This is a genomic window from Bacillus sp. FSL R7-0685, assembly GCF_038002425.1.
Classification (GTDB): domain Bacteria; phylum Bacillota; class Bacilli; order Bacillales; family Bacillaceae; genus Bacillus; species Bacillus subtilis.
In genome coordinates this window covers 609,298-635,868 of sequence record NZ_JBBOCN010000001.1, presented here as the reverse complement: position 1 = coordinate 635,868, position 26,571 = coordinate 609,298, and the positions used below count along the sequence as shown (strand labels likewise).

General features: G+C 44.7%; 24 protein-coding genes, 4 tRNA genes, 3 rRNA genes and 1 riboswitch. Of the genes, 5 read left to right on the top strand and 26 right to left on the bottom strand.

Going from position 1 to position 26,571, the window contains the following annotated elements:
• Window positions 1-100: 100 nt before the first annotated feature.
• From tatC to moaC, 4 genes are read right to left on the bottom strand one after another with little or no spacing between them, the layout of a single operon-like run.
• Window positions 101-865: a twin-arginine translocase subunit TatC gene (gene tatC, locus MKY50_RS03390; protein ID WP_015252680.1), complete on the bottom strand. Its 765-nt coding sequence runs from the start codon at window positions 863-865 to the stop codon at window positions 101-103.
• Between the two features lie 6 nt (window positions 866-871).
• Window positions 872-1,045, bottom strand: coding sequence for a sec-independent protein translocase protein TatAY (gene tatAY, locus MKY50_RS03385; protein ID WP_003234072.1), 174 nt, complete (start codon window positions 1,043-1,045; stop codon window positions 872-874).
• A 21-nt stretch (window positions 1,046-1,066) separates the two neighbouring features.
• On the bottom strand, window positions 1,067-1,714 hold the full coding sequence (locus MKY50_RS03380; protein WP_003234073.1) for a redox-sensing transcriptional repressor Rex: 648 nt from the start codon (window positions 1,712-1,714) through the stop codon (window positions 1,067-1,069).
• Window positions 1,711-2,223, bottom strand: coding sequence for a cyclic pyranopterin monophosphate synthase MoaC (moaC, locus tag MKY50_RS03375; RefSeq protein WP_003243499.1), 513 nt, complete (start codon window positions 2,221-2,223; stop codon window positions 1,711-1,713). Before moaC ends, MKY50_RS03380 begins: the two co-directional genes overlap by 4 nt.
• A 125-nt stretch (window positions 2,224-2,348) precedes the next feature.
• On the opposite strand from moaC, the gene MKY50_RS03370 reads away from it, so the two are divergent.
• Entirely contained in the window at window positions 2,349-4,277 is a 1,929-nt protein-coding gene (locus tag MKY50_RS03370) for an ABC-F family ATP-binding cassette domain-containing protein (RefSeq protein ID WP_341116151.1), read from the top strand.
• Window positions 4,278-4,507: 230 nt separating this feature from the next.
• Here the strand turns inward: MKY50_RS03370 and tsaD are convergent, their stop codons facing one another.
• The 12 genes from tsaD to MKY50_RS03310 form a co-directional block, all read right to left on the bottom strand.
• Complete coding sequence (gene tsaD, locus MKY50_RS03365; protein WP_003234076.1) at window positions 4,508-5,548, bottom strand: tRNA (adenosine(37)-N6)-threonylcarbamoyltransferase complex transferase subunit TsaD; 1,041 nt, start codon at window positions 5,546-5,548, stop codon at window positions 4,508-4,510.
• Window positions 5,541-5,996 (bottom strand): ribosomal protein S18-alanine N-acetyltransferase, encoded by a 456-nt coding sequence (rimI, locus tag MKY50_RS03360; protein WP_014476001.1) that lies wholly within the window; start codon window positions 5,994-5,996, stop codon window positions 5,541-5,543. The genes tsaD and rimI overlap by 8 nt, the downstream gene beginning before the upstream one ends.
• Window positions 5,997-6,005: 9 nt before the next feature.
• Complete coding sequence (gene tsaB, locus MKY50_RS03355; protein ID WP_014479023.1) at window positions 6,006-6,695, bottom strand: tRNA (adenosine(37)-N6)-threonylcarbamoyltransferase complex dimerization subunit type 1 TsaB; 690 nt, start codon at window positions 6,693-6,695, stop codon at window positions 6,006-6,008.
• Window positions 6,676-7,152 carry a tRNA (adenosine(37)-N6)-threonylcarbamoyltransferase complex ATPase subunit type 1 TsaE gene (gene tsaE, locus MKY50_RS03350; RefSeq protein ID WP_014479022.1) on the bottom strand — a complete coding sequence of 159 codons (477 nt, stop codon included), beginning with the start codon at window positions 7,150-7,152 and terminating at the stop codon, window positions 6,676-6,678. Before tsaE ends, tsaB begins: the two co-directional genes overlap by 20 nt.
• Before the next feature lie 14 nt (window positions 7,153-7,166).
• Window positions 7,167-8,144, bottom strand: coding sequence for a thiamine-phosphate kinase (gene thiL, locus MKY50_RS03345; RefSeq protein WP_341116150.1), 978 nt, complete (start codon window positions 8,142-8,144; stop codon window positions 7,167-7,169).
• 180 nt (window positions 8,145-8,324) lie between these two features.
• Window positions 8,325-8,401: transfer RNA gene (locus tag MKY50_RS03340), tRNA-Asp, on the bottom strand.
• Window positions 8,402-8,461: 60 nt separating this feature from the next.
• Window positions 8,462-8,538, bottom strand: a tRNA-Met gene (locus tag MKY50_RS03335).
• Window positions 8,539-8,552: 14 nt separating this feature from the next.
• Window positions 8,553-8,668 (bottom strand): 5S ribosomal RNA (gene rrf, locus MKY50_RS03330).
• Window positions 8,669-8,723: 55 nt separating this feature from the next.
• Window positions 8,724-11,651, bottom strand: a 23S ribosomal RNA gene (locus MKY50_RS03325).
• 170 nt (window positions 11,652-11,821) lie between these two features.
• Window positions 11,822-13,371 (bottom strand): 16S ribosomal RNA (locus tag MKY50_RS03320).
• Together the 16S, 23S and 5S rRNA genes with 4 tRNA genes alongside form the textbook arrangement of a ribosomal RNA operon.
• 161 nt (window positions 13,372-13,532) lie before the next feature.
• A tRNA-Gly gene (locus MKY50_RS03315) sits at window positions 13,533-13,606 on the bottom strand.
• 13 nt (window positions 13,607-13,619) lie between these two features.
• Window positions 13,620-13,696, bottom strand: a tRNA-Arg gene (locus tag MKY50_RS03310).
• A 336-nt stretch (window positions 13,697-14,032) separates the two neighbouring features.
• Here MKY50_RS03310 and MKY50_RS03305 point away from each other — a divergent pair.
• Complete coding sequence (locus MKY50_RS03305) at window positions 14,033-14,887, top strand: manganese catalase family protein (RefSeq protein ID WP_024573398.1); 855 nt, start codon at window positions 14,033-14,035, stop codon at window positions 14,885-14,887.
• Between the two features lie 60 nt (window positions 14,888-14,947).
• Here the strand turns inward: MKY50_RS03305 and gmuG are convergent, their stop codons facing one another.
• The 8 genes from gmuG to MKY50_RS03265 form a co-directional block, all read right to left on the bottom strand.
• On the bottom strand, window positions 14,948-16,036 hold the full coding sequence (gene gmuG, locus MKY50_RS03300; RefSeq protein ID WP_341116148.1) for a mannan endo-1,4-beta-mannosidase: 1,089 nt from the start codon (window positions 16,034-16,036) through the stop codon (window positions 14,948-14,950).
• Between the two features lie 18 nt (window positions 16,037-16,054).
• Window positions 16,055-17,002, bottom strand: a complete 948-nt coding sequence (manA, locus tag MKY50_RS03295) for a mannose-6-phosphate isomerase, class I (protein ID WP_167407898.1) — start codon at window positions 17,000-17,002, stop codon at window positions 16,055-16,057.
• Window positions 16,999-17,898: a fructokinase GmuE gene (gene gmuE, locus MKY50_RS03290; RefSeq protein ID WP_029317333.1), complete on the bottom strand. Its 900-nt coding sequence runs from the start codon at window positions 17,896-17,898 to the stop codon at window positions 16,999-17,001. Before gmuE ends, manA begins: the two co-directional genes overlap by 4 nt.
• 28 nt (window positions 17,899-17,926) lie before the next feature.
• The gene (gene gmuR / locus MKY50_RS03285) at window positions 17,927-18,640 is read right to left on the bottom strand and encodes a transcriptional regulator GmuR (RefSeq protein ID WP_015715336.1); all 714 of its coding nucleotides are present in this window, start codon (window positions 18,638-18,640) and stop codon (window positions 17,927-17,929) included.
• Between the two features lie 148 nt (window positions 18,641-18,788).
• Window positions 18,789-20,186 carry a 6-phospho-beta-glucosidase GmuD gene (gene gmuD, locus MKY50_RS03280; protein WP_341116145.1) on the bottom strand — a complete coding sequence of 466 codons (1,398 nt, stop codon included), beginning with the start codon at window positions 20,184-20,186 and terminating at the stop codon, window positions 18,789-18,791.
• Between the two features lie 17 nt (window positions 20,187-20,203).
• A complete protein-coding gene (gene celB, locus MKY50_RS03275) occupies window positions 20,204-21,532 on the bottom strand; it encodes a PTS cellobiose transporter subunit IIC (protein WP_341116144.1) in 1,329 nt (442 codons plus the stop codon).
• 18 nt (window positions 21,533-21,550) lie between these two features.
• Window positions 21,551-21,883: a PTS lactose/cellobiose transporter subunit IIA gene (locus MKY50_RS03270; RefSeq protein WP_003234101.1), complete on the bottom strand. Its 333-nt coding sequence runs from the start codon at window positions 21,881-21,883 to the stop codon at window positions 21,551-21,553.
• The gene (locus MKY50_RS03265) at window positions 21,883-22,194 is read right to left on the bottom strand and encodes a PTS sugar transporter subunit IIB (protein ID WP_014475989.1); all 312 of its coding nucleotides are present in this window, start codon (window positions 22,192-22,194) and stop codon (window positions 21,883-21,885) included. The genes MKY50_RS03270 and MKY50_RS03265 overlap by 1 nt, the downstream gene beginning before the upstream one ends.
• Window positions 22,195-22,370: 176 nt before the next feature.
• Window positions 22,371-22,470: riboswitch (purine riboswitch) on the top strand.
• 55 nt (window positions 22,471-22,525) lie between these two features.
• On the opposite strand from MKY50_RS03265, the gene pbuE reads away from it, so the two are divergent.
• Window positions 22,526-23,692, top strand: a complete 1,167-nt coding sequence (gene pbuE, locus MKY50_RS03260) for a purine transporter PbuE (protein ID WP_003234105.1) — start codon at window positions 22,526-22,528, stop codon at window positions 23,690-23,692.
• A gap of 15 nt (window positions 23,693-23,707) precedes the next feature.
• Here pbuE and MKY50_RS03255 read toward each other — a convergent pair whose 3' ends face one another.
• Together MKY50_RS03255 and MKY50_RS03250 are read right to left on the bottom strand one after the other, a co-directional pair.
• Complete coding sequence (locus MKY50_RS03255) at window positions 23,708-24,325, bottom strand: YdhK family protein (RefSeq protein WP_082200996.1); 618 nt, start codon at window positions 24,323-24,325, stop codon at window positions 23,708-23,710.
• A gap of 140 nt (window positions 24,326-24,465) precedes the next feature.
• Window positions 24,466-25,443 carry an HD domain-containing protein gene (locus MKY50_RS03250; protein ID WP_069322413.1) on the bottom strand — a complete coding sequence of 326 codons (978 nt, stop codon included), beginning with the start codon at window positions 25,441-25,443 and terminating at the stop codon, window positions 24,466-24,468.
• Window positions 25,444-25,525: 82 nt separating this feature from the next.
• On the opposite strand from MKY50_RS03250, the gene MKY50_RS03245 reads away from it, so the two are divergent.
• Both MKY50_RS03245 and MKY50_RS03240 read left to right on the top strand, forming a co-directional pair.
• Complete coding sequence (locus tag MKY50_RS03245) at window positions 25,526-26,008, top strand: GNAT family N-acetyltransferase (protein WP_192858230.1); 483 nt, start codon at window positions 25,526-25,528, stop codon at window positions 26,006-26,008.
• 17 nt (window positions 26,009-26,025) lie between these two features.
• Complete coding sequence (locus MKY50_RS03240; RefSeq protein WP_038428430.1) at window positions 26,026-26,523, top strand: YdhH/YoaO family protein; 498 nt, start codon at window positions 26,026-26,028, stop codon at window positions 26,521-26,523.
• The last annotated feature ends 48 nt before the right edge of the window (window positions 26,524-26,571 follow it).

Here is a 26,571-nt window from a genome sequence, read left to right as displayed (position 1 = left end):
AATGTTTTCATTCGTGAGCACCAACGCACAGACTTGACAACGAATGCGGGGGTTTTTCAACACGCTGAATCCATTTCTCGCATGAGAAATGGATTTTTTATTATTGCCCAGAAGACACGTCCTGATCGGCTGCACTGCTTTTCTGTGCTTTCCGATAAGCGGCCTTCGATATCAGAATACTGATTTCATATAAAATCAAAAGCGGGACTGTGACCATCATATGGGACAGAAGCTCAGGCGGTGTAATCAGGGCTGCGATCACCAGCAGCGTAAAATATGCATACTTTCTGATTTTTGCCAAAAACATCGGTGTCACAATTCCAAGCCTGGTCAAAAACATGAGGATGACCGGCATTTGGAACAGCAGTCCAAACGGAATCGTCAGCTGCAGAAGAAAATGAAAATATTCATTAATTCCGATCACCTGATTGACATTTAAGTCCTGAGAGATCCGCTTCATAAAATCAACAACAAAAGGAAATAAAATATAATATGAAAAAGATAAGCCCGCTAAAAACAGCAAAATAGAGATCGGAATGTAGCTGAGCGTTACTTTGCGCTCTTTCTCATAGAGGCCCGGGCTCACAAAAGCCCAAAGCTGATAAAGAATAACCGGCGAGGTCAAGACTATGCCGATGATAAATGCAAATTGCATAAACACATAAAGCGGGTCTGTCAGGTTAAACGCGTTAAGCGTAAGCTGCTTCGCTTCATCTGTTTCTTGCAGGTACACAATAATCGGCTTTGCTAAGAAAAATCCAGCAATAAAGAAAACGACAAACGCCAGCGCTACAATCAGCAACCGTTTTCGAAGCTCAGCAATATGCTCCAGCAGCGACATTTGATTCACTTTCATTCGTGTCATCCTAACTTACTGATCTTCTTTCTTTTTTTCCTCTTCATCACTCGTTAATCCTTTTGTAGCGTTTTTGAATTCACGAAGTGTGTCTCCCGCTGCTTTCCCCAATTCAGGCAGCTTTTTAGGACCGAAGATAATCAGAGCAACGATTGCGATAACAGCAAGGCTTCCAGGACCGATCGGCATATTTGGGCTCCTCCTTTCCCTCTATTCGATTTCCTCTAAAACTGAATAATGCTTCAAAAAATAAACCAGTGACTGAAGCTCAACTGCTAAATCTATATGATGAATTCGAATGTGTTCCGGCACATTCAAACGGGCCGGCGTAAAATTAAGGATTCCCTTGATTCCTAATGCGACCAATCTGTCTGTAATGGATTGAGCGGCAACTGCTGGCACTGTAAGAATGGCAACTGATTCATCTTTTACGTGTTGTTCAAGGTCATCAAGGTTATAGACGGGCACGCCGCCTACCTCAGTTCCTATTTTACTCTCATTTATATCAAAAGCCATAGAAATTTTTGTGTTATTATTTTTTGTGAAATTATAGTGAAGAAATGCCGTTCCCAAGTTCCCGACACCAATCAAGATGACGTCTGTCATCTCATCCTGATCAAGCGTTTTCCGGAAAAAAGACAGCAAATAATCCACATTATATCCGTATCCTTTTTTGCCAAGAGCTCCAAAATAGGAAAAATCCCTCCGAATCGTGGCAGAATCAACCTTTACGGCATCACTGAGTTCAGCGGATGATACACGCTGTTTTCCTGACGCATGCAGATTCTTTAAAAAGCGATAGTAAAGCGGCAGCCGTTTCGCCGTCGCCTGCGGAATTTTTGATTGATCCTTATTCATTTTTGGTCCTCCAAATTATACTCGGATAGTTCTCTTTTAAAGTCACCGTTTTTCCCGCCTGTCTTCTCCAGCAAGAAAGTAGGGCCGATGACCATCCCCTTATCAAGGGCCTTGCACATATCGTAAACGGTAAGAGCGCACACCGATGCAGAAGTGAGCGCTTCCATTTCCACACCTGTACTCCCTTTCGTTTTGACCTGTGCTTTTATATGAAGTATAACTTCTGCTTCTTTTATTTTCCAGTCAAACGATATATCTACCCCGCTCAATGAAAGCGGATGGCACATCGGAATGATATTCGACGTTTGCTTTGCGGCCATAATGCCTGCCACCTGTGCGACAGCCAGTACATCTCCTTTGCCGATATCGTGACTCTGTATTTTCTCGTACACCTCATTCTTCATGTGTACGCTTGAAACAGCCGCCGCAGTACGGACAGTCGAAGATTTTTCGCTAATATCCACCATCTGGGCTCTGCCCTGTTCATTAAAATGAGAAAATCCATTCATATTAAAACGCTCCTTAAACAGATCATACACTATTTTCTTCTCTATGTCTTATATGGCCAATGTATTGTTTGCTGACTTCTGGTTCATAAGCTACACTTAACTTATTATAGCAGAGGTGAAATAATATGATGATCTTACAAGTTAATCAGCTGTCCAAATCGTTTGGTGCTGATACTATTTTAAACAATATAAAGCTGGAAGTCAGAAATCGTGATCGCATCGCCATTGTAGGAAGAAATGGCGCCGGAAAATCCACGCTCCTTAAAATTATCGCAGGCCAGCTTTCGTATGAAAAGGGCGAAATTATTAAACCGAAAGATATTACAATGGGATATCTCGCCCAGCATACTGGCTTGGATTCTAAGCTTACCATAAAAGAAGAGCTGCTGACTGTTTTTGACCACTTAAAAGCAATGGAAAAGGAAATGCGGGCTATGGAAGAAAAAATGGCGGCAGCTGACCCGGGTGAATTAGAAAGCATCATGAAAACCTACGACCGCCTTCAGCAGGAATTCAAAGATAAAGGCGGCTATCAATATGAAGTGGATGTAAGATCTGTGCTGCATGGTCTCGGCTTCAGCCATTTTGACGATTCTACACAGGTTCAAAGCCTCAGCGGAGGCCAGAAAACAAGACTGGCTTTAGGTAAGCTTCTGTTAACACAGCCTGATTTGCTCATTCTCGATGAGCCGACAAACCATCTGGATATTGATACTCTTACCTGGCTTGAGCATTATTTGCAAGGCTATTCAGGCGCCATCCTCATCGTTTCGCATGACCGCTACTTTTTGGACAAAGTAGTAAACCAGGTATACGAGGTATCAAGAGCAGAAAGCAAAAAGTATCACGGCAACTACAGCGCTTATCTCGACCAAAAAGCCGCGCAGTATGAAAAAGATCTGAAAATGTATGAAAAGCAGCAGGACGAGATTGCAAAGCTGCAGGACTTCGTAGACCGAAATCTGGCGAGAGCCTCTACCACCAAAAGGGCGCAAAGCCGTAGAAAGCAGCTTGAGCGAATGGAAGTCATGTCAAAACCGCTTGGCGATGAAAAATCCGCAAACTTTCATTTTGATATTACAAAACAGAGCGGAAATGAAGTCCTTCGTGTTCAGGATCTCACAATCAGCTATGAAAACCAGCCGCCGCTTTTAACAGAAGTGTCATTCATGCTCACAAGAGGAGAAAGCGCAGCGCTTGTCGGCCCTAACGGAATTGGTAAATCGACATTGCTGAAAACATTGATAGACACCCTAAAACCAGATCAAGGAACGATCTCATACGGCTCAAATGTCAGTGTCGGCTATTATGATCAGGAACAGGCTGAGTTGACTTCCTCTAAACGTGTCCTTGATGAGCTGTGGGACGAGTACCCCGGGCTCCCAGAAAAAGAAATCAGAACGTGTCTCGGAAATTTCTTATTCTCCGGAGATGACGTGCTGAAACCCGTCCATTCACTGAGCGGGGGCGAAAAAGCAAGATTGGCTCTAGCTAAGCTGATGCTTCAAAAAGCCAACTTTCTCATCCTTGATGAACCGACAAACCATCTGGACTTAGACAGCAAAGAAGTTCTCGAAAACGCGCTGATTGATTATCCAGGTACACTGTTATTTGTCTCACATGACAGATATTTTATTAACAGAATCGCCACAAGAGTATTGGAGCTTTCTTCAAGCCATATAGAGGAGTATCTGGGAGATTACGATTATTATACTGAGAAAAAAACAGAGCAGTTTGAATTGGAGAAAATAAATCAGCAAGAAGAAACTGAAAAAACGCCAGCTACTGTGAAGTCTGACTCCAAACGTTCCTACGAGGAAGAAAAAGAATGGAAAAAGAAAGAGCGCCAACGACTCCGTCGGATTGAAGAAATTGAAACCACTGTTCAAACCATTGAAGAAAACATCAGCCGCAATGATGAATTGCTATGTGACCCTGAAGTCTATCAGGATCATGAAAAAGTACAAGCTATCCATGCAGACAATGAGAAGCTCAATCAGGAGCTGGAATCTCTTTTGTCCGAATGGGAAGAACTATCCACAGAAGAAGATTAAAAAAGTCAAGCACCTCTTTTTAGAGGTGCTTTTTATCCACAGAACATACCCTAATAAGCAAAACAAAGTAAGCGCTTTATACACAATATCCACAAAATATTCTGAATTTATCCACTTTATTAACAGCGACTTCAGCCCTTTATCCATCTATATCTCTATAATTACTCACAGACATGTGGATAAATTGTGAATTATCTGTTAATAACAAACATATAAAAAGTCTCACGCTATTATCTCGTGAGACTTTGATAAGAAGTCAATTCAAGGCCGGGCTGGCCATTCATATCATATGCACCGCGAATTCCTTTTTCAAAAGCAATTGTACCAGCAGCAGCAATCATCGCAGCATTATCCGTGCATAACGCTAATGGAGGAATGACAAGCGTAATCCCTTCATGCTGGGCAAATTCCTTTTCTAATGCAGCTCTGAGGCCTCTGTTTGCAGCTACTCCTCCGGCTAAAAGGACCTGTTTGACATCATATTCCTTTGCCGCGCGCGCCGTTTTGGTTACCAAGACATCGATCACACTATTTTGGAAGCTGGCAGACAAATCTTCCGGAGCAATCTCTTGCCCTTTTTGGGATGCATTATGAAGCGTATTGATCACTGCAGACTTCAACCCGCTAAAGCTGAAGTTGTAAGAGCCTTCTTCAAGCCATGCGCGAGGAAGCGGAATATTGTCATTCCCTTTTTCAGCTAGCTTGTCAATTTGCGGTCCACCCGGATATGGCAATCCCATCGTCCGCGCCACTTTGTCGTAGGCTTCTCCTGCCGCATCATCAAGGGTTTCCCCAATGACTTCAAATGATCCATGTTCCTTCATATAAACCAGTTCTGTATGGCCTCCTGAAACGACCAATGCCAGTGCCGGGAACACGATGTCTTCTACAAGACGGTTCGCGTATATATGACCGGCTATATGATGAACGCCTACTAACGGAATGTTATGTGCAAAGCTCAATGCTTTAGCGGCATTCACTCCGATAAGAAGCGCTCCCACCAGTCCCGGACCTTCTGTTACTGCAATCGCATCAATATCACTATACGTCATGCCAGCTTTGCGAAACGCCTCTTCTATAACCAAAGTGATTTGTTCAACATGATGTCTTGAAGCAATTTCCGGAACAACTCCTCCGAAGCGCTTATGGCTTTCAATTTGAGAGGCTACTACGTTTGAAATGATCTCTTTCCCGTTTTTCACAATAGCTGCAGCAGTCTCATCACAGCTTGTTTCAATTCCTAATACGTACATGTCTTTTTGCTCACTCATTTATCGTCACCCACATAATTAACGCATCTTCCCCGTTATCAGTATAATAGTTCTTTCTTATTCCGCCGGGCTGCATCCCGAATTTCTTATATAAGCCTTGAGCAGGATGATTCGAAACCCTCACTTCAAGCGAAAGCCGCCTTGCGTCTTTTTCTTTGCACAGTTCAACAGCTGAGCGAAAAAGCGTTTCTCCTAAAGACTGGCCGCGATACTCTGGTTTTATCGCTATATTTGTAATCTGGGCATCATCCATCACAATCCAAATCCCGCAATACCCAGCAACATGGCCGTCCTTTTCAATCACGAGATAATGAGCATATGGATTTTCCAGCAGCTCATGATAAAACGAATCCTTCGTCCAAGGAGACGTAAAGGAGGATGCTTCGATTTCGTATACGTGATCTATATCTTCAAGCCGCATATTTCTGACCGCTGCTTTTGTTTTCATCCTATCACCCTACTTTTGACTTTCAATCCATTTCGCTTCAGCTTCTGCCAGCCGCAAGTAATCCGGGACAAGCCCATGAACATCAGCTGCTTCCTTTTCCTTCCCGAGAAAAGCCAATTCTGAAGGACGCGGGTTATGCTGGGCGGCAGTTCCAATGAATCCTTTTGTTCTAAGAACATCCTTTATCATCTGCTTGTGAATAGAAGTGTCGTGACCTAAAAACAAAACAGGACGACCCTTTTCTTTTAGCATCTCCAGCCAATCTGCCAGCATCACATTTTGATCTGGAACAACTTGCTCTAAAAGTCCATTTTTATATTGATACAGACCTGTGTACACCTGTCCCCGTCTAGCATCAAAGATTGGGCTGATCAGACCGTCAAAATGCCGGCCATTTGCCGCAAGCGTCTCAAGACTTGATACAGCACTTATTGGAATGTCTAAAGACCAGGCAAGTGTTTTGGCCAACGTCACACCTATTCTTACTCCTGTGTATGAACCTGGGCCTTTTGCAACGACAATTTTAGAAAGGTCCTGCGGTGCCATATCACAATCATTCAGCAATGAATGAACAGCAGGCATCGCTCTTACAGAGTGGTTCTTTTTCAAATATGTAATGTATTCTGCTATAACAGTGTCTTCTCGAAGCAGCGCAATGCCCAATGTATAATTTGATGTATCAATTGCTAATATTGTCATGTCTACTTAACTCCTCACAAAGCATTTCATACCGATTCCCAACAGCAGTAAAGGTAATTTCCCGCTCATCATCACCAGCTCTTTTGATGACAATTTGCAGTCGCTCCTGTGGCAGCTGTTCTTCAATTAAATGAGCCCATTCAACGAGACAGACACCTTGTCCGTGAAAATATTCATCAAGTCCCAAATCTTCACTTTCATCTTCCATTCTATACACATCCATGTGATAAAGAGGAAGTACGCCATCGTTATATTCTTTTATAATTGTAAAAGTCGGACTGTTTACAATACGTGTAATTCCCAGCCCTTCTGCAAAACCTTTCGTAAAAGTCGTTTTTCCTGCACCTAAATCGCCCTCTAATGTCAGGACGTCTCCCGGTTTAGCAAACGCTGCCGCAAGCTTGGCAATTGCTTTTGTTTCTTCTGGATTTACAGTTCTCCATTTTAATTGCTTCACATGAGTCACCCGTCTTATTTAAAATGATTATATCCCTTTTTCTCTAAGATCATTGATGTTTGATCTGTTTTTAGGATCACTTTAGATTTTGTTTTTTCCCTGACATGGCCAATCTTTGTAATGGGAAGTTGACGTGCTGCGCACTGCTGCTTCAACACTTCCCACTCCTCTTTTGAAACCGTCCCTGTCAGCTCAAAATCCTCACCGCCAAACAAAGCCCATTCTTTCCAGTTAGGATGAAGCTTAGGTAAATCAGAATGAATTGGAAGCATGCTTTCATCAATTTCAATTGAAACACAGCTGGCTTCTGCAATCTCGTTCAGTTCACTAGCCAATCCGTCACTAACATCATTTAAAGCTGCCCGTTTAAAAATCGAGCATAATCTACCGACGCTTACTCTTGGCTCAGGCCGTTTATGCCTGTGGATAAAGTAATCCGTGTCAATAGAAGAATTTTGAGGATGAGTCTCCTCTAATAATAAAGAAAGTCCTGCTGCAGAAGAACCGATTTCACCGGTTACAAACACAATATCATTCGGTTTTGCCAAGCTGCGCAAACAGGCCTGTCCCTTTTCAATTTCACCGATCACAGTGACTGTAACGACTAATTTGTCAGCGGTAGAAACTGTATCGCCGCCAATCAGATCCATATGATATAGTTTCGCCAGTTCATTCATTCCTTCATACATCGCCTTGATTTCAGATTCAGTCCATTTTGAAGGTACCGCAAGTGATACCAGATAAAACTTAGGAATGCCTCCCATCGCGGCAATATCACTTATATTAACGGCTAACGCCTTGTACCCGATATCTTCAGGTGAGGAATAGTGTAATTTGAAGTGCACGTCTTCTACCATAGTATCAACACAAACAATTTCCTGAACGCCGTGTTTCGCAGTGTAGAGCGCTGCATCATCACCTATTCCTACATCAACGGAAGAATGGTGAATGGTCCGCGGAGTAATGCTATGTATCAAATCAAATTCATCCATGAACCAAAATCTCCTTTCAACCCTGCTTATGCCTATATGTGCTCTTCCTAGTTTATCGAATTTTGCTGAAATATCCAAGATGTTCCCGATATAAAGAAAGCTTGGCTATGACACCAAGCAGAAGATATAGTAAAAGAAAACACAAAAAAAACGAAAACATGATCGTTTCGTTTACATTAATGGCGGTCCGGACGGGACTCGAACCCGCGACCTCCTGCGTGACAGGCAGGCATTCTAACCAACTGAACTACCGGACCATATTTGTATAAGATTATTTTAGTTGTACCCTTAGGGCACTCCTTATTTAATCATATATTTGGTTGCGGGGGCAGGATTTGAACCTGCGACCTTCGGGTTATGAGCCCGACGAGCTACCGAACTGCTCCACCCCGCGATGATAAAAGTAATGCTTGGCGGCGTCCTACTCTCACAGGGGGAAACCCCCGACTACCATCGGCGCTGAAGAGCTTAACTTCCGTGTTCGGTATGGGAACGGGTGTGACCTCTTCGCTATCGCCACCAAACAAATTGAGAGTGTTCTCTCAAAACTAGATAACAGGTGTGACATCATTCAAAAATATGGTTAAGTCCTCGATCGATTAGTATCTGTCAGCTCCATGTGTCGCCACACTTCCACCTCAGACCTATCAACCTGATCATCTTTCAGGGATCTTACTTCCTTGCGGAATGGGAAATCTCATCTTGAGGGGGGCTTCATGCTTAGATGCTTTCAGCACTTATCCCGTCCGCACATAGCTACCCAGCGATGCCCTTGGCAGAACAACTGGTACACCAGCGGTGCGTCCATCCCGGTCCTCTCGTACTAAGGACAGCTCCTCTCAAATTTCCTGCGCCCGCGACGGATAGGGACCGAACTGTCTCACGACGTTCTGAACCCAGCTCGCGTACCGCTTTAATGGGCGAACAGCCCAACCCTTGGGACCGACTACAGCCCCAGGATGCGATGAGCCGACATCGAGGTGCCAAACCTCCCCGTCGATGTGGACTCTTGGGGGAGATAAGCCTGTTATCCCCGGGGTAGCTTTTATCCGTTGAGCGATGGCCCTTCCATGCGGAACCACCGGATCACTAAGCCCGACTTTCGTCCCTGCTCGACTTGTAGGTCTCGCAGTCAAGCTCCCTTGTGCCTTTACACTCTGCGAATGATTTCCAACCATTCTGAGGGAACCTTTGGGCGCCTCCGTTACCTTTTAGGAGGCGACCGCCCCAGTCAAACTGCCCACCTGACACTGTCTCCCCGCCCGATAAGGGCGGCGGGTTAGAAGGTCAATACAGCCAGGGTAGTATCCCACCGATGCCTCCACCGAAGCTGGCGCTCCGGTTTCCAAGGCTCCTACCTATCCTGTACAAGCTGTACCAACATTCAATATCAGGCTGCAGTAAAGCTCCACGGGGTCTTTCCGTCCTGTCGCGGGTAACCTGCATCTTCACAGGTACTATAATTTCACCGAGTCTCTCGTTGAGACAGTGCCCAGATCGTTGCGCCTTTCGTGCGGGTCGGAACTTACCCGACAAGGAATTTCGCTACCTTAGGACCGTTATAGTTACGGCCGCCGTTTACTGGGGCTTCAATTCGCACCTTCGCTTACGCTAAGCGCTCCTCTTAACCTTCCAGCACCGGGCAGGCGTCAGCCCCTATACTTCGCCTTACGGCTTCGCAGAGACCTGTGTTTTTGCTAAACAGTCGCCTGGGCCTATTCACTGCGGCTCTCTCGGGCTTGCACCCTAACAGAGCACCCCTTCTCCCGAAGTTACGGGGTCATTTTGCCGAGTTCCTTAACGAGAGTTCTCTCGATCACCTTAGGATTCTCTCCTCGCCTACCTGTGTCGGTTTGCGGTACGGGCACCTCTCACCTCGCTAGAGGCTTTTCTTGGCAGTGTGGAATCAGGAACTTCGCTACTATATTTCGCTCGCCATCACAGCTCAGCCTTATGGGAAACGGATTTGCCTATTTCCCAGCCTAACTGCTTGGACGCGGATATCCAATACCGCGCTTACCCTATCCTCCTGCGTCCCCCCATTGCTCAAATGGTGAGGAGGTGGTACAGGAATATCAACCTGTTGTCCATCGCCTACGCCTTTCGGCCTCGGCTTAGGTCCCGACTAACCCTGAGCGGACGAGCCTTCCTCAGGAAACCTTAGGCATTCGGTGGAGGGGATTCTCACCCCTCTTTCGCTACTCATACCGGCATTCTCACTTCTAAGCGCTCCACCAGTCCTTCCGGTCTGGCTTCACAGCCCTTAGAACGCTCTCCTACCACTGTTCGAAGAACAGTCCGCAGCTTCGGTGATACGTTTAGCCCCGGTACATTTTCGGCGCAGAGTCACTCGACCAGTGAGCTATTACGCACTCTTTAAATGGTGGCTGCTTCTAAGCCAACATCCTGGTTGTCTAAGCAACTCCACATCCTTTTCCACTTAACGTATACTTTGGGACCTTAGCTGGCGGTCTGGGCTGTTTCCCTTTCGACTACGGATCTTATCACTCGCAGTCTGACTCCCAAGGATAAGTCATTGGCATTCGGAGTTTGACTGAATTCGGTAACCCGGTAGGGGCCCCTAGTCCAATCAGTGCTCTACCTCCAAGACTCTTACCTTGAGGCTAGCCCTAAAGCTATTTCGGAGAGAACCAGCTATCTCCAGGTTCGATTGGCATTTCACCCCTACCCACACCTCATCCCCGCACTTTTCAACGTGCGTGGGTTCGGGCCTCCATTCAGTGTTACCTGAACTTCACCCTGGACATGGGTAGATCACCTGGTTTCGGGTCTACGACCACGTACTCATGCGCCCTATTCAGACTCGCTTTCGCTGCGGCTCCGCATCTTCTGCTTAACCTTGCACGGGATCGTAACTCGCCGGTTCATTCTACAAAAGGCACGCCATCACCCGTTAACGGGCTCTGACTACTTGTAGGCACACGGTTTCAGGATCTCTTTCACTCCCCTTCCGGGGTGCTTTTCACCTTTCCCTCACGGTACTGGTTCACTATCGGTCACTAGGGAGTATTTAGCCTTGGGAGATGGTCCTCCCGGATTCCGACGGAATTTCACGTGTTCCGCCGTACTCAGGATCCACTCAGGAGAGAACGAAGTTTTGACTACAGGGCTGTTACCTCCTATGGCGGGCCTTTCCAGACCTCTTCATCTACCTCGTTCCTTTGTAACTCCGTACAGAGTGTCCTACAACCCCAAGAGGCAAGCCTCTTGGTTTGGGCTAATCCCGTTTCGCTCGCCGCTACTCAGGGAATCGCATTTGCTTTCTCTTCCTCCGGGTACTTAGATGTTTCAGTTCCCCGGGTCTGCCTTCTCATATCCTATGAATTCAGATATGGATACCACTCCATTACGAGTGGTGGGTTTCCCCATTCGGAAATCTCCGGATCAAAGCTTGCTTACAGCTCCCCGAAGCATATCGGTGTTCGTCCCGTCCTTCATCGGCTCCTAGTGCCAAGGCATCCACCGTGCGCCCTTTCTAACTTAACCGTTAAAAAGAATCACTATGTGATATCTTGTATTACTAATTGAATGTGATGTCTACTGTTATCTAGTTTTCAAAGAACACGTTTCGAAGGAATGATCCTTCAAAACTAAACAAGACAGGGAACGTTCTGTTTATAAGACCCAAGGTCTTATATTCCGTATAATATCCTTAGAAAGGAGGTGATCCAGCCGCACCTTCCGATACGGCTACCTTGTTACGACTTCACCCCAATCATCTGTCCCACCTTCGGCGGCTGGCTCCTAAAAGGTTACCTCACCGACTTCGGGTGTTACAAACTCTCGTGGTGTGACGGGCGGTGTGTACAAGGCCCGGGAACGTATTCACCGCGGCATGCTGATCCGCGATTACTAGCGATTCCAGCTTCACGCAGTCGAGTTGCAGACTGCGATCCGAACTGAGAACAGATTTGTGGGATTGGCTTAACCTCGCGGTTTCGCTGCCCTTTGTTCTGTCCATTGTAGCACGTGTGTAGCCCAGGTCATAAGGGGCATGATGATTTGACGTCATCCCCACCTTCCTCCGGTTTGTCACCGGCAGTCACCTTAGAGTGCCCAACTGAATGCTGGCAACTAAGATCAAGGGTTGCGCTCGTTGCGGGACTTAACCCAACATCTCACGACACGAGCTGACGACAACCATGCACCACCTGTCACTCTGCCCCCGAAGGGGACGTCCTATCTCTAGGATTGTCAGAGGATGTCAAGACCTGGTAAGGTTCTTCGCGTTGCTTCGAATTAAACCACATGCTCCACCGCTTGTGCGGGCCCCCGTCAATTCCTTTGAGTTTCAGTCTTGCGACCGTACTCCCCAGGCGGAGTGCTTAATGCGTTAGCTGCAGCACTAAGGGGCGGAAACCCCCTAACACTTAGCACTCATCGTTTACGGCGTGGACTACCAGGGTATCTAATCCTGTTCGCTCCCCACGCTTTCGCTCCTCAGCGTCAGTTACAGACCAGAGAGTCGCCTTCGCCACTGGTGTTCCTCCACATCTCTACGCATTTCACCGCTACACGTGGAATTCCACTCTCCTCTTCTGCACTCAAGTTCCCCAGTTTCCAATGACCCTCCCCGGTTGAGCCGGGGGCTTTCACATCAGACTTAAGAAACCGCCTGCGAGCCCTTTACGCCCAATAATTCCGGACAACGCTTGCCACCTACGTATTACCGCGGCTGCTGGCACGTAGTTAGCCGTGGCTTTCTGGTTAGGTACCGTCAAGGTACCGCCCTATTCGAACGGTACTTGTTCTTCCCTAACAACAGAGCTTTACGATCCGAAAACCTTCATCACTCACGCGGCGTTGCTCCGTCAGACTTTCGTCCATTGCGGAAGATTCCCTACTGCTGCCTCCCGTAGGAGTCTGGGCCGTGTCTCAGTCCCAGTGTGGCCGATCACCCTCTCAGGTCGGCTACGCATCGTTGCCTTGGTGAGCCATTACCTCACCAACTAGCTAATGCGCCGCGGGTCCATCTGTAAGTGGTAGCCGAAGCCACCTTTTATGTTTGAACCATGCGGTTCAAACAACCATCCGGTATTAGCCCCGGTTTCCCGGAGTTATCCCAGTCTTACAGGCAGGTTACCCACGTGTTACTCACCCGTCCGCCGCTAACATCAGGGAGCAAGCTCCCATCTGTCCGCTCGACTTGCATGTATTAGGCACGCCGCCAGCGTTCGTCCTGAGCCAGGATCAAACTCTCCGATAAATGGATCACAGGTTAAGTTCACCGCATCCTGCGGCGACACCTGTGTGACCTACGTCGTGCAGGCCCTAGTTTGACTGACTACGCACATTGCTGTGCGATTTTTAAAAACTGAATTAACAGGTACGTTTTGTCTTGTTTAGTTTTCAAAGATCATTCAATAATGGAGCGGGTGATGAGAATCGAACTCACGACATCAGCTTGGAAGGCTGAGGTTTTACCACTAAACTACACCCGCGTGGTATCTTATATGGCGCGCCCGAGAGGAGTCGAACCCCTAACCTTTTGATCCGTAGTCAAACGCTCTATCCAATTGAGCTACGGGCGCTTATCAAGCGACTTAACTATCATACTATCATTTAATGTTGAAGTCAAGAAATTTTTTTAAAAATGTTTTTCGAATCTTTTTCAATTCGACTTTTCTTATTATACACATTTTTATAATCTTGTAAACACCTTAGAAAAAACTTTTTTGTTTTTCGTTTTGTTTCATGCTGTTCATCAGCGACGTTTAATAATATACCATGCCTGTTTTATTTGGTCAACACTTTTCCTGTATTTTTTTATTTTCTTCTTTCACGCCTTCCCATGCTTATCGTGTATATATTTTATCTCATCTTACAAATAATATAAGAAAATCTCTTAAGAAGAAATGAGGCGTGTTATGTATTACTACAAAGAGGAACTGATTAATATCATTAAACCGGACAAGCCAGACCCGGCAGCTGCTAAGGTCCTGCAGGAGATATTAGGCGGTCATTATGGAGAAATGCGTACAATGATGCAGTTTTTTTTCCAAAGCTCTAATTTCAGAGGAAAGCAGAAACAGTATCGCGATCTGCTTCGCGGCATTTTTTTAGAGGAGATTGCCCACGTTGAACTGGTTCAAAACACAATCAATGCTTTATTAGATGAATCAGGCGGTGAAGGTGTCGGCAGTCAAGGTACAGATCAAGCGCCACTTGATGAAGCGGTTAAACATGCTAATCCTCATCATTATATTATTGGAGCGCAAAGTTCCCTTCCTGTTGATGCAGGGGGCAATCCGTGGAACGGGTCGTGGGTGTATAACCACGGAAACTTAATTACTGACCTGCTGGATAACCTGCTTCTTGAGTCGACAGGTGTGCTGCAAAAAACAAGAATTTATGAAATGAGCTCTAATCAGACGTTCCGCGAAACACTTGCTTTTCTGATTGTACGCGACAATGCTCACCAGAATGCATTCGCGAAAGCGCTCGAGACATTGGGCGTTGAATGGGCGAAGCTGCTCCCTGTGCCGAATTATGACATTAATAAATATCCTGAGTGCAGAAAGTATGTCGAATTAGGCTATCATAATGCACAGTTTAACTTTAGGTTGGATGAAACGAGAATCAGTGAAATCTATCAAGGGAAATCTCCAAGCCGAAATGGCGGAGAGTTACAAGTAATAGATCCTCCGGCAGGGTTTCCCGTACCAGTGCTTCCTGAAATACCAAATGAACACAGTCCTGGGTTAGGCGATATGAATGCTTAATCCAGTGGGAAGGTGCTCAAGAAACTTCTTGAGCACCTTCTTAATTGTGACATTACGGATTCACTCAACGATTGGCGTTAAAGAATCACCATTCCATATTTCTCCCTTATTGAGTGTCCAGCTGTCATGATATAAAGCTGAAGCACCCTTGTTTACAGCTGGGCTCCATTCATCATTCCATGCCAGAAAGTAAATGGTTTTAGGATATTTTTGTTTTATAGCATTGATAAATAGGCTGTAATCAAAGCTGCCGTTTGCTGTTTGCGGGCCGACTTCTGTAAAAGCAAATGGTTTATTAAGCGCTGTTAGCTGATCATATCCATTGATCGAGTAGGCATCTTGAAAATACGCATCTAATCCGACAATATCCACGTAAGACGCGCCCGGGTAGAAATCAGTTTTAAAATCTCGGTTGGCGTCGGGAGAGTAAACCCAAATCAAATGATCAAGTCCTCTTGTGTCGGTCATATAATGATAGATTTTCTTGTAGAGCTGTTTATATAGAGAGATTCTTTCATTATCCTTTTGGTTATATGATGTAAGTCCCCACCAAAACCATTCACCGTTCATTTCATGCAGCGGCCTGAACAAAACAGGCACACCTTGGTTCTCCAGCTCTTGAAGTCCGTCAGCAATTTTGCTGAGCATGGCATTCAGCCGCTTCCCTTCTGCTGTTGAAGAATCTAGTATTTTTTTATACTGATCGTTTGTAATCGGTGTTTTAAAATGCCCTGACTGAAAAGCAGGATTTGCCAGGTGCAAGCTGATTTGAGGGATTCCACCATTTTTCCAATACGACATTAAATCGCTGTTGCAGCTTACATCTATTGAATCTTCAATATTTGCTGTTTCAAGCCATCCTCTGGCATAATCGCAGCCGTAAATAGCAGGCGATTGCCCGGTGGCGCTTCGGATTCTATCAGTCTCAGCCATAGAAAATGTGTCATGACTGTAACCTCCGAACGCTCCGGAAAGGACTCTGTTTTCCGTTCGGTTCGGCAGGTGCGCAAGCCAGTTCATCACTGTTTTTGTTGTCTGCTGGGCATTAGGATTCACAGGCGACACAGTATGCGCTTCAATTGGTTTTGCTAAAACAGCAGACGCAAGTAAAAATATAATGAGCAAAGAGATCGTATGTTTCTTAAACAAATGCAACTCCCCCATTCATTAAGGATGAGATATCATGAATTCACATGTTCCTTCTATTGAAAACTCGCCAAAATGCGCAGGCAAGACAAAGTGTGAGCCTGCATTGCATTCATACTGAATACCATTATTTATGATTCGTCCTGATCCGCTCAGAACACTCCCCAGCAAATAGGTTTGATATGAAGGAAAAGCAGCTCGGCCGCTAATCTTCCATTTGTACACTGAGAAATAATCTGATTGCACATAAACAATGATCTCAGCGTTACCAACTTCTTTTACTTCCGGTGTATGCACTTTATCGATATGCGGTATCGTTATGACTTCCATGGCTTTTTCTATATGAAGAGTTCTTTTTTGGCCCTGGTCATTACAGCGGTCATAATCGTATACGCGATACGTTGTATCAGAATTTTGCTGGATTTCAAGGACAAGGGTTCCCTCACATAAAGCATGGAGTGTACCGCTTGGCACATAAAAGAAATCTCCGGGCTTGATTTTGATTCGCCTCAGCAGCCCGTTCCAATCACCGCTTTCTATTCGTTGTTTGAACTCTTCCTTTGTGCTTGCATGATGTCCCAAAATTAGTTCGGCGTCATCTTTGCAATCAATGATATACCAACACTCCGTTTTACCAAGGTCGCCATTTTCGTGCAGTTTTGCATAATCATCATCAGGATGGACTTGCACGGAGAGATCCATATTGGCGTCCAGCAGCTTTACCAGCAGCGGAAACACCTTACCATCCGGAAACCCGAATATCTCTGGATGATCTTGCCATACTTGATCTAGTGTTTTTCCTGCCAGCGGGCCATTTTTTACAGCCGACGGGCCATGGGCATGTGCAGAAACGGCCCAGCACTCACCTGTTTTTTGTGAGGGTATTGCGTAGCCAAAAGCGTCACGAAGCTTCGTCCCTCCCCATAGTCTTTCTTTAAAGACAGGCTCTAAAAATAAAGGATGCGTCATGAACGCACCTCCCCGGATGCTGCCTCTGCTTGTAAGGCCTGATGCGCTAAAACTAGCGTGCCGATGATTCCGGCGTTACTGCCTAAACGTGGAGGTACAATATAATCACTTATATCATCTGATAATTCAGAAAAATCCAAGTAGCTGTTCATGATTTTTGGTACATATTGATAGATATAAGAAAACACTTGTTTCTGTTGCATGACGCCGCCGCCAAGAATGATTTTTTTAGGTGCAAGGATCAAAATATACTGAGCCAGCGCTTGGGCAATATAGTACCCTTCCAGTTCCCAGACTTGGGCTATATCTGATAAATCCGCGGCTTTTTTTCCCCAGCGGGCTTCGATAGCGGGGCCTGAAGCTAAGCCTTCAAAGCAATCTCCATGATAAGGGCACTTCCCTTGGTATACGTCATCCGGGTGCCTCCGGATATAAATATGGCCCATCTCTGGGTGTGACAGCCCCTGAAGGAGCCTCCCCTCTACAATAGCCCCCGCTCCGATGCCAGTGCCAATCGTTATATACAGGCAGCTGTCAAGACCCTTCGCTTCACCGAAAAGGAATTCACCCAGCGCCGCAGCGTTGACATCTGTACTAAATCCGACTGGGATCTTCATTTCGTTCTTAACGGTTTGCAAAAAGGGATAGTGTCTCCAGCCCGCTTTCGGCGTGGCCGTAATGGTACCGTATGTTTGACTGGTTTTATCGTTATCAACGGGACCAAAGGAGCCGATGCCGATTGCCTGTAATGAAAATTGGCGAAAATATTGAATCACTTTCTCTATCGTTTCATCCGGCATCTTTGTGGAGAATTCTATCCTGTCAATGATCGTTCCATCTTCTCTACCGACAGCACAAACAAACTTTGTGCCGCCTGCTTCAATACCGCCAAGCATGCAGATGGCCTCCTTGTTGTCTCCGCAATCAGCGCCGTATGTTTACAGAAGTCACAACAAACTTGTCATGCCGATGACGTGAAAAGGAATATTCAAATGGAATCCCGGTATCTAAGAAGCCCACATGTTCCACTTCCAGAATTGGATCATCCTGTTTACAGCCCAGATGCTGCTGGTCAATATGATCAGATTTGCAGGCTCTGATTTTCCGATGCGTTCCGGCGATTTTGAGCTGCAGCACATTTGTAATATGATTGTAGATCGAATCATGAAGGACATCGTCATTAATGCCCGGTATTAAATGAGTCGGCATATATGTTTTTTCTAATACATAGGGTTCACCTTCTACAATTCGCAGCCGAACGACATAATAAACCGGTGTTTTCTGATCAATAGACAAATGGGCGGCCACTTCCTCAGTGGGAAATTGCACTTCAAACTGAATGACCTTGCTTTGGATTTTTTTATCTTTCAGCAAGTTGGTCAATCCAAGAATCTCATTGCTGACTACATGTACATGGTCATCCTGTATTGCAGATTGAATAATAAACGTGCCATGGCCTCGTTTTCTGAACAGCAGACCCTCGGCAACTAAATTATCCAAGGCTCTCTTCATCGTCATGCGGCTTGAGTTAAATTCTTTTGCAAGAGATACTTCATCAGGAATGGGCTGATCGATCGGATATACGTTATTTTTAATTCTATTTCTCATTTCATTTGCAATAATTTCGTATTTATTCATTGGCATCCTCCGGCAGCTGTTAGAGTCTGATATCACATAAGCTTTTACGGATATCATAAGTTCTTTTCCCTATTTCATCAATGTTGCGGATTTTCGTCATCTCTATTCGTTATGATGATTGCCGGAAGATCTTGACCTTTAGGAAAATCTAGAAACCGCTATGCTCAGCAACCTTTTTGAACCATTTTCCGCTCTTTTTGACGGTTCTTTCTCCGTCTTTCTCAAGATTGACTGATACAAATCCGTATCGGTTTTTATAGGCATTTGTCCAAGACCAGTTGTCCATGAACGTCCATAAGTGATAGCCTTTTACGTTTGATCCTTCCTGTATGGCGCGGTGAATCCATTTGAGGTGCTCTTTTATAAATTCAATCCGGTAATCATCTTGAATGATGCCTTGTTCATCCCTGAAGCGCTCTTCACCTTCAACCCCCATACCGTTTTCAGAGATAAAACACTCGATGTTGCCGTAGTTTTCTTTTAAATTAATTAAAATATCATAAACGCCTTTTTCATAGATCTCCCAGCCGCGATGCGGATTCATTTTGCGGCCCGGCATGACGTAGGGATCAAAATATCTGTCCGGCAAAAAAGGAGCGTCGGGATTCGGAAGATGTTCTTTCGCTTTCACACGTCTCGGCTGGTAATAATTCACTCCCAACAGGTCAACCGTGTTCTTTTTGATAATGTCAAGATCTTCAGCGTTGTAATCAGGCATAAAGCCTTCATGCTTCAAAATGTCAACCAGCTCTTTTGGAAATTCGCCTTTGACAGATGGGTCTAAAAAGGATCTGTTAAAAAACGCGTCTGCGATTTCCCCGGCTTTTACATCCGCCGGATGGCTGCTTCTCGGGTATGAAGGGGTCAAATTTAAGATGATGCCGATTTTTCCGTCCTGCTTCATCTCCCTGTAAGCCTGAATGGCGCGGGCACTTGATAGCATCGTATGAAATCCAACCTGGACGGCCTCTTTAAAATCGACCTTGTTTGGATAATGAAAATCATATAGGTATCCGCCTTCTACGGGAACGATTGGTTCATTATGCGTGAACCATTTTTTCACCCGGCCGCCAAACAAACGGAAGCAAGTTCTTGCATAGTTTTCATACGCGTCAACCGTCTCTCTGTTGACCCAGCCGCCGATTTTTTGAAGCGCCATCGGCATATCGAAATGAAACAAATTGACAAAAGGTTCAATTCCGTTAGCGATCAGCTCATCAATGACATTGTTATAGAAATCTGCGGCTTTATCGTTGATCTCGCCCGTTCCGTTTGGTATTAAACGTGACCAGGAAATCGACATCCGGAACGAGTTGTGGCCAAGTTCCTTCATCAGCCTGATATCTTCTTTATAGTTGTCGTAAAATTGGGATGTGTCTGCGGGTCCGACATGATCAAAAAAACGATGCGGTTCTTTTTCAAACCAATAATCCCATATATTCTGGCCTTTTCCGTCTCTGTCGGCGGCACCCTCCATTTGTGTTGCTGAAGCGGATGATCCCCACCAAAAATCCTTTGGAAAACGATATTGTTCTGTATGTGCCAAGTCTCTCTCCCCTTATGTCACATTTTTATGCTGTTATCATTTTGCTGAGCAGCTGTCTCCTGCACAGCCTGTTCTTTTTCTTTTGCCAGATTTAATTTATCCATTGCTTTTAGGAACGGAAACCAGATCACGAAGACAATCAGCAGATTGATAAGCTGCATCACGCCCCCCATGATTGAGTTCGTCGCCATGATGCCATTAATGAATAATGGAACCGTCCACGGCACTGTCACACCAGTTGGAGGCGGAACGAGCCCGGCTGACATAGCCAGATAGGTGACGAGCGTAACAACCATCGGTGCCAGCACCCAAGGCACAATAATGATCGGATTCATGACAATCGGAAGCCCAAAGATAATCGGTTCGTTTACGTTAAAAATACCGGGAGCGAGGCCAAGTTTTGATACTTGCTTCATCTGCCTGCTTTTCATGAATATGAGAATGGTAAACACAATCGCAAGCGTCATCCCTGTTCCGCCCATCCCTACTGTATAAATCTCCATAAACGGTTTTGAAATAATATGAGGGCTTTCTTTTCCCGCCGTGTAAGCAGAAAGGTTTTCTACCTGCAGTGTATTCCAAATCGGGTCCATCACGGAGTTGATAATGATCTGTCCATGCAGTCCGAAAAACCAAAGAATTTGAATGAAAAACACGGCAATCAGTGTTGGAATGATACCGCTTCCAAGTCCGACAAGCGGAGCCTGAATCGCATGATAAATGACGTCGTGCATATTTGTTTTAAAAAACAGAGTCACCATTACGTTAATCAGCAAAAATACAGTCAATGTGATAAAAGCCGGAATAAGTGCGGCGAATGATTTTGCTACAGCAGGCGGAACGCCGGCTGGCATTTTGATTGTCAGGTTTTTTTGAACGATTCTTCTGTAAATTTCGCCAGAAAGAAATGCCGTAATCATCCCAAGAAACATCCCTTTTGCACCGAGACGATCGACCGGGATAACCCCTGTAATGGCATCACCTGTTTCCGGCTGAACGATAAATGGCGTTAAGAGCAAAAAGGAAACCAAAGCGATCGCTCCGCCAAATACAGCTTCGACCTGATAGCTTTTCGACAGGTAATAGCCTATCCCGAACACAACAAAGACAGACATAATGCCCATTGTCGCCGTGGAGGCAATGCCGAAATGAGACTGAAACGACGTAAGCATTGAGGCGTTCATGATTTTGTTTAGAAACGGCAAATTCGTTAACACGACAAAAATGGACCCGAATATCGTCAGCGGGAAAGCCAGCATAAATGCATCACGCAGCACTTGCAAATAGCGGTTATTGTTTAACCTCCCTGCAATTGGAACAAGGAATTGGCTGATTTTCTCGAACACCCTATCCACCCCGATTATTTATAGATTCTTGGTTTTAAAGAGATCAAGCATCTCTTTCACTAATTCTTTCATGGATAATGTTGACATCAGATGATCCTCTGCATGCATAAGCAGCAATGAAAAAGCTGTTGCTTCTCCGCCGGATTCCTTCTGTATCATTTGAAAGTGAATGTCATGGGCCGCGGATAAATCATGCTCAGCCTTGGCAATGAGGGCATCAGCCTCGTCCTTGTTCCCTTCTTTGTAGGCGCGCAGTGATTGTATGATGCAGCTTCGGGCATTTCCGCTGTGCAGGATTAGCTGAAAACTGATTTGCTCGTCTGTTAAATTCGTGATTTTCATCTGTTCCATTATTGATTCACCATTAAGGACAATGCCTGCTCATACGCTTTTTTCCCATCTGCCATTCCGTAGGCCATCATGTCAATGACTTCAACCCGAATGTTGTATTGATCCGCTTCTTTTTGGAGTTCGCTTTTCAGAAAGCTCATTTGCGGACCAATCAAAACGGCATCCGCTTTTCTCATGTCTTCTTTTGCTTTATCCTGGCCAACAGCCCAAATCTCTGCTTCCTCACCAATAGACTGTGCGTATTCCTTCATTTTTGTCACCAATAAACTGGTAGACATTCCTGAACTGCACGCGAGTAATATTTTTTTCAACTGCTATCCCCCCTTGTGATTAAAACGCTTACACCGATTATTATAGTCATTTATTTTTAAATGTCTATACTTTTGTAAAATAAATATAATCATATGCTTGTCCGGTTCATCATTTTGTAAATTTTTCTATGGAAGATTCATTCATAATATGGTACACTCATCAACGGAAACGAATCAATTAAATAGCTATTATCACTTGTATAACCTCAATAATATGGTTTGAGGGTGTCTACCAGGAACCGTAAAATCCTGATTACAAAATTTGTTTATGACATTTTTTGTAATCAGGATTTTTTTTATTTATCAAAACATTTAAGTAAAGGAGTTTGTTATGAATTTCAAAGTTTTCCTGCTTGCAGCTTCTACGATTGCAGTCGGATTGGTTGAGTTAATTGTGGGGGGAATTCTTCCTCAGATCGCAAATGATTTAGACATTTCCATTGTTTCAGCCGGACAGCTGATCAGTGTGTTTGCGCTGGGATATGCAGTATCTGGGCCGCTGCTTTTGGCATTGACTGCGAAGATTGAGCGGAAGCGCTTATATCTAATTGCTTTATTTGTTTTCTTCCTTAGCAATCTTGTCGCCTATTTCAGCCCTAATTTCGCAACACTGATGGTATCTAGGGTATTGGCAGCAATGAGTACAGGGCTGATTGTTGTGCTTTCTTTAACAATTGCCCCGAAAATTGTAGCGCCTGAATACAGAGCCCGCGCAATCGGAATTATTTTTATGGGATTCAGCTCTGCTATCGCATTAGGCGTGCCGCTCGGAATCTTAATTAGCGATTCCTTCGGGTGGCGGATTTTGTTCCTTGGCATCGGCCTGTTGGCACTGATCTCCATGCTGATTATTTCAATCTTCTTTGAAAGAATACCGGCGGAGAAAATGATTCCTTTCCGGGAACAACTCAAGACGATCGGTAATCTGAAAATCGCGAGTTCACACCTCGTCACGATGTTTACATTAGCTGGCCACTACACGCTTTACGCTTACTTTGCGCCGTTTTTAGAAGAGACTCTTCACCTGAGCTCTTTCTGGGTCAGCATTTGTTATTTCCTTTTCGGGATATCTGCTGTATGCGGAGGCCCTTTCGGAGGAGCGCTATCTGACCGGCTTGGTTCCTTTAAGAGCATTTTGCTGGTGACCGGTTCCTTTGCCATCATTATGTTCTTACTGCCGCTGTCTACATCGTCTATGATTTTCTTTTTGCCTGTCATGGTGATTTGGGGTCTTCTGAGCTGGAGCCTCGCCCCGGCTCAGCAAAGCTATTTAATTGAAATTGCACCTGATTCGTCTGACATTCAGCAAAGCTTTAACACATCGGCCCTCCAAGTCGGAATTGCCCTTGGCTCAGCCATTGGCGGTGTTGTTTTGGATCAGACGGGTACTGTGGTGTCAACGGCATGGTGCGGCGGATCGATTGTGATCATCGCTGTCCTGTTTGCTTTCATTTCTTTAACAAGACCTGTTCAAACAGCAAAAAAATCCTCCTTGTAAAAGGAGGATTTTTTATTATTTAGCTGAAAGCTCATCTTCGGTGACCCATTTGTGGTTTTTCACTTTTTCGCCGCTTGTTGTCGATGTATAGTCAACCATGTATACAGTTGTTTTTTCCGCGGAGTCGATCTCGGCTGTTGCTCCTTTCATGCCTTTCATATGAGAAGCCTCTAAAATCACCTGATCTCCGGGTTGTAACGTTTTATCTCCAGCATCTTTGATTTCTTCTTGGATCACCCATTTGTGATGATCCACACGCTGTCCCCCATTAGTCGGAGTATAAGAAACCACATACGCCGTTGTATCATAGGCGCCTGTTACCGTAGCTTCGGCACCTTTCATGCCTTTCATATGAGAAGTATTGATGATTACCTGGCTGCCTACTTTGTATTTCGGATTTTTAGATTCCTGTAATCCCTCTGGAACGTCAGCTGATCCGGAATGGTCCATCTCTTCATGTGTTGAGGAGTCTGAATGATTGTCATGTGTGCTTTCTTTCGTACTGTTGTTATTGCCGCATGCTGATAAAACAAAAACAAGAGATAACATCAGAATTCCCAGTGCATTTTTAGAGATTTTCATGTTCATTCTCCTTTGCTTCATTTTTTTCCTGTAACTTTTGCCCGCAGACAATGAAAACATGCCCTCTCGATAATACTATACCCCCGAACGGTATGTAAATACGCTGATATTCTCATAAAGCGTTCCGCAGTTTGTCCTATTCCCCTTTGTTTGCAAAGCCAAACATAAAAAAAGCCGCTGTCAGGCGGCAATTACTGCTTTAAGATTTTTATATACACACCTTTTTTTGCTTTTTGATAAGCGGCCTCACCCATTTTCCTCACCTTTTCAGAAACACCTGAGGATTTGATCCATTTGTCATCAAGAAAAATGGATGGATCGATTAGGCGCATTTTCTTCTTTTGATGGAAATCGTACTGGATGTCATCCTCTATTACTTGTATGCCGGGATGAATGGATGTAAGCAAGCTCAGGACTTCTTCATTTTTTGATGCACGCAGGATGTTCAGTACCTCTTGGTCCGTTTTCAGCAGATCCTCTGCAGATATGACATCATGCCGCAGCGCTGCCTTCAATGCTCGCGCTAAATATTCATATCCATATACATTCACAGGATTCAAAAAGAAATCAATTACTTCCTTGTAGTACACACTGACAAACCATTCGGCGGCTTCAATACTATCAGGAAACATCCTTCCGTTTCTCACAATAAGATGATCCAAAAAGGTTTGCGCTTCGTGCAGGTTAATGTGTCCATATCGGTACATATCACGCAGCGTATAGTCTGTCCGATCAGCACACAGCTCCGGTGCGGGCTGTTCGAGCAATGTCCACCTTGAATCGTCAGATAAAAGTTCTTCAGTATGATAGCCGTGTTTTTGTAAAATGTCCGGGATTTCAGAGTGAACAATGACTTGTTGAAAGATGTTTTCATGATAGTCTTCTGCTTGATTTTCAAAGACAACGTCAACCACATGAGAAAAAGCTGTGTGTGATACATCGTGGAGCAGACCTGCAATCTGTTCTTCTATCGTTCCTCCGAGCTTTTTGATGAGGAGCATTACGCCGATGGAGTGCTCATACCTGGTCACATTCCACCTTCGATTGACTAAAAAGCTTGCTCCGCCTTGATAGATCCCTTTTAATCTTTGCACAGGCGCGCTTTTGATAAGCTCTTCCAGCACTCCGTCTATATGGTGGTGCCCGTAAATAACATCGCTGATTTCCATGCCGTCACCTCAACATCTATTTTTTTTGTTATATATTGTTTATATTGATAGTACATATGCAATCTTTCAATAGAGGAGTGTTATGATGATGATCATCCCAAACAATGAGATAGCGAAACAGATGTTGACCGATTTTTTTGCCAAGCATTGGGGTACACCCGAGATGGCGATTTCCAGCGGCATTTTTCGGTGTGATGAATTAGATGGATTTGCCGCAGTAAATGAAAGCGGCGAAATCATTGGCTGTATTACATACACAATAGATGGGAAAGATTGTGAAATTATTTCATTAGATAGTATGATTGAAAATAAAGGAATCGGCACAGCTTTACTTCAGCAGGTTGAAGAGACGGCTAAACATGCACATTGTCAACGAATAAAGCTTATCACAACGAATGATAATGTACATGCGATGGCGTTTTATCAAAAGAGAGGCTATCAATTCGCCGAAGTGTTTCCGAACGCAGTTGAAAAAGCGCGCCGACTCAAGCCGGAGATTTCCGAGGTGGCTGAAAACGGCATTTTGATTCGGGATGAAATTCTATTTTCGAAGGTAATTGATTAAACGAATAGGAGTCTTTTATGTCCAGTCATTATAAATACCCTCTCATTTTCACGGCATTCCTATTAATCGCTCTCTGCTTGATCTTTTTTTCCTATCACCTGATTCATCATGTTCGTTTGGAGTATCCGAATTGGCAGGGAGAAAGCAAAGACCAGAATTGGGAAGCTGTTTTCAAAAAAAATGAAGATGCACCGAATGAATACAGCGGCGAACTTTATTGGATCGGTGAACCACATGAAACAGACAACACTTATTTGGAATCACTGATTGTAAAAAAGGATGATGAAATTCTGCTGAGTTCTGACACGGAAATCCCGATGCATGATTATGCTGGAGGCACTTATCGTGATGGAAGCGCAAAGGAAAAGTCCGTTTCTTTTTTAGAGCGGTTAGATGAACATGAGCTTGAAGGCCATGATATTACGATTGAAGTGAAATGGAAACAAGGTAATCATTATTCTGCGAGCCAGCTTACGCTCAATGAAATGACCTTGTTTGAAGAAAAGCAGCAATAGATGATCAAAACGAAAAATAGACAAATGAAAAGGCGTAACATATTTTAT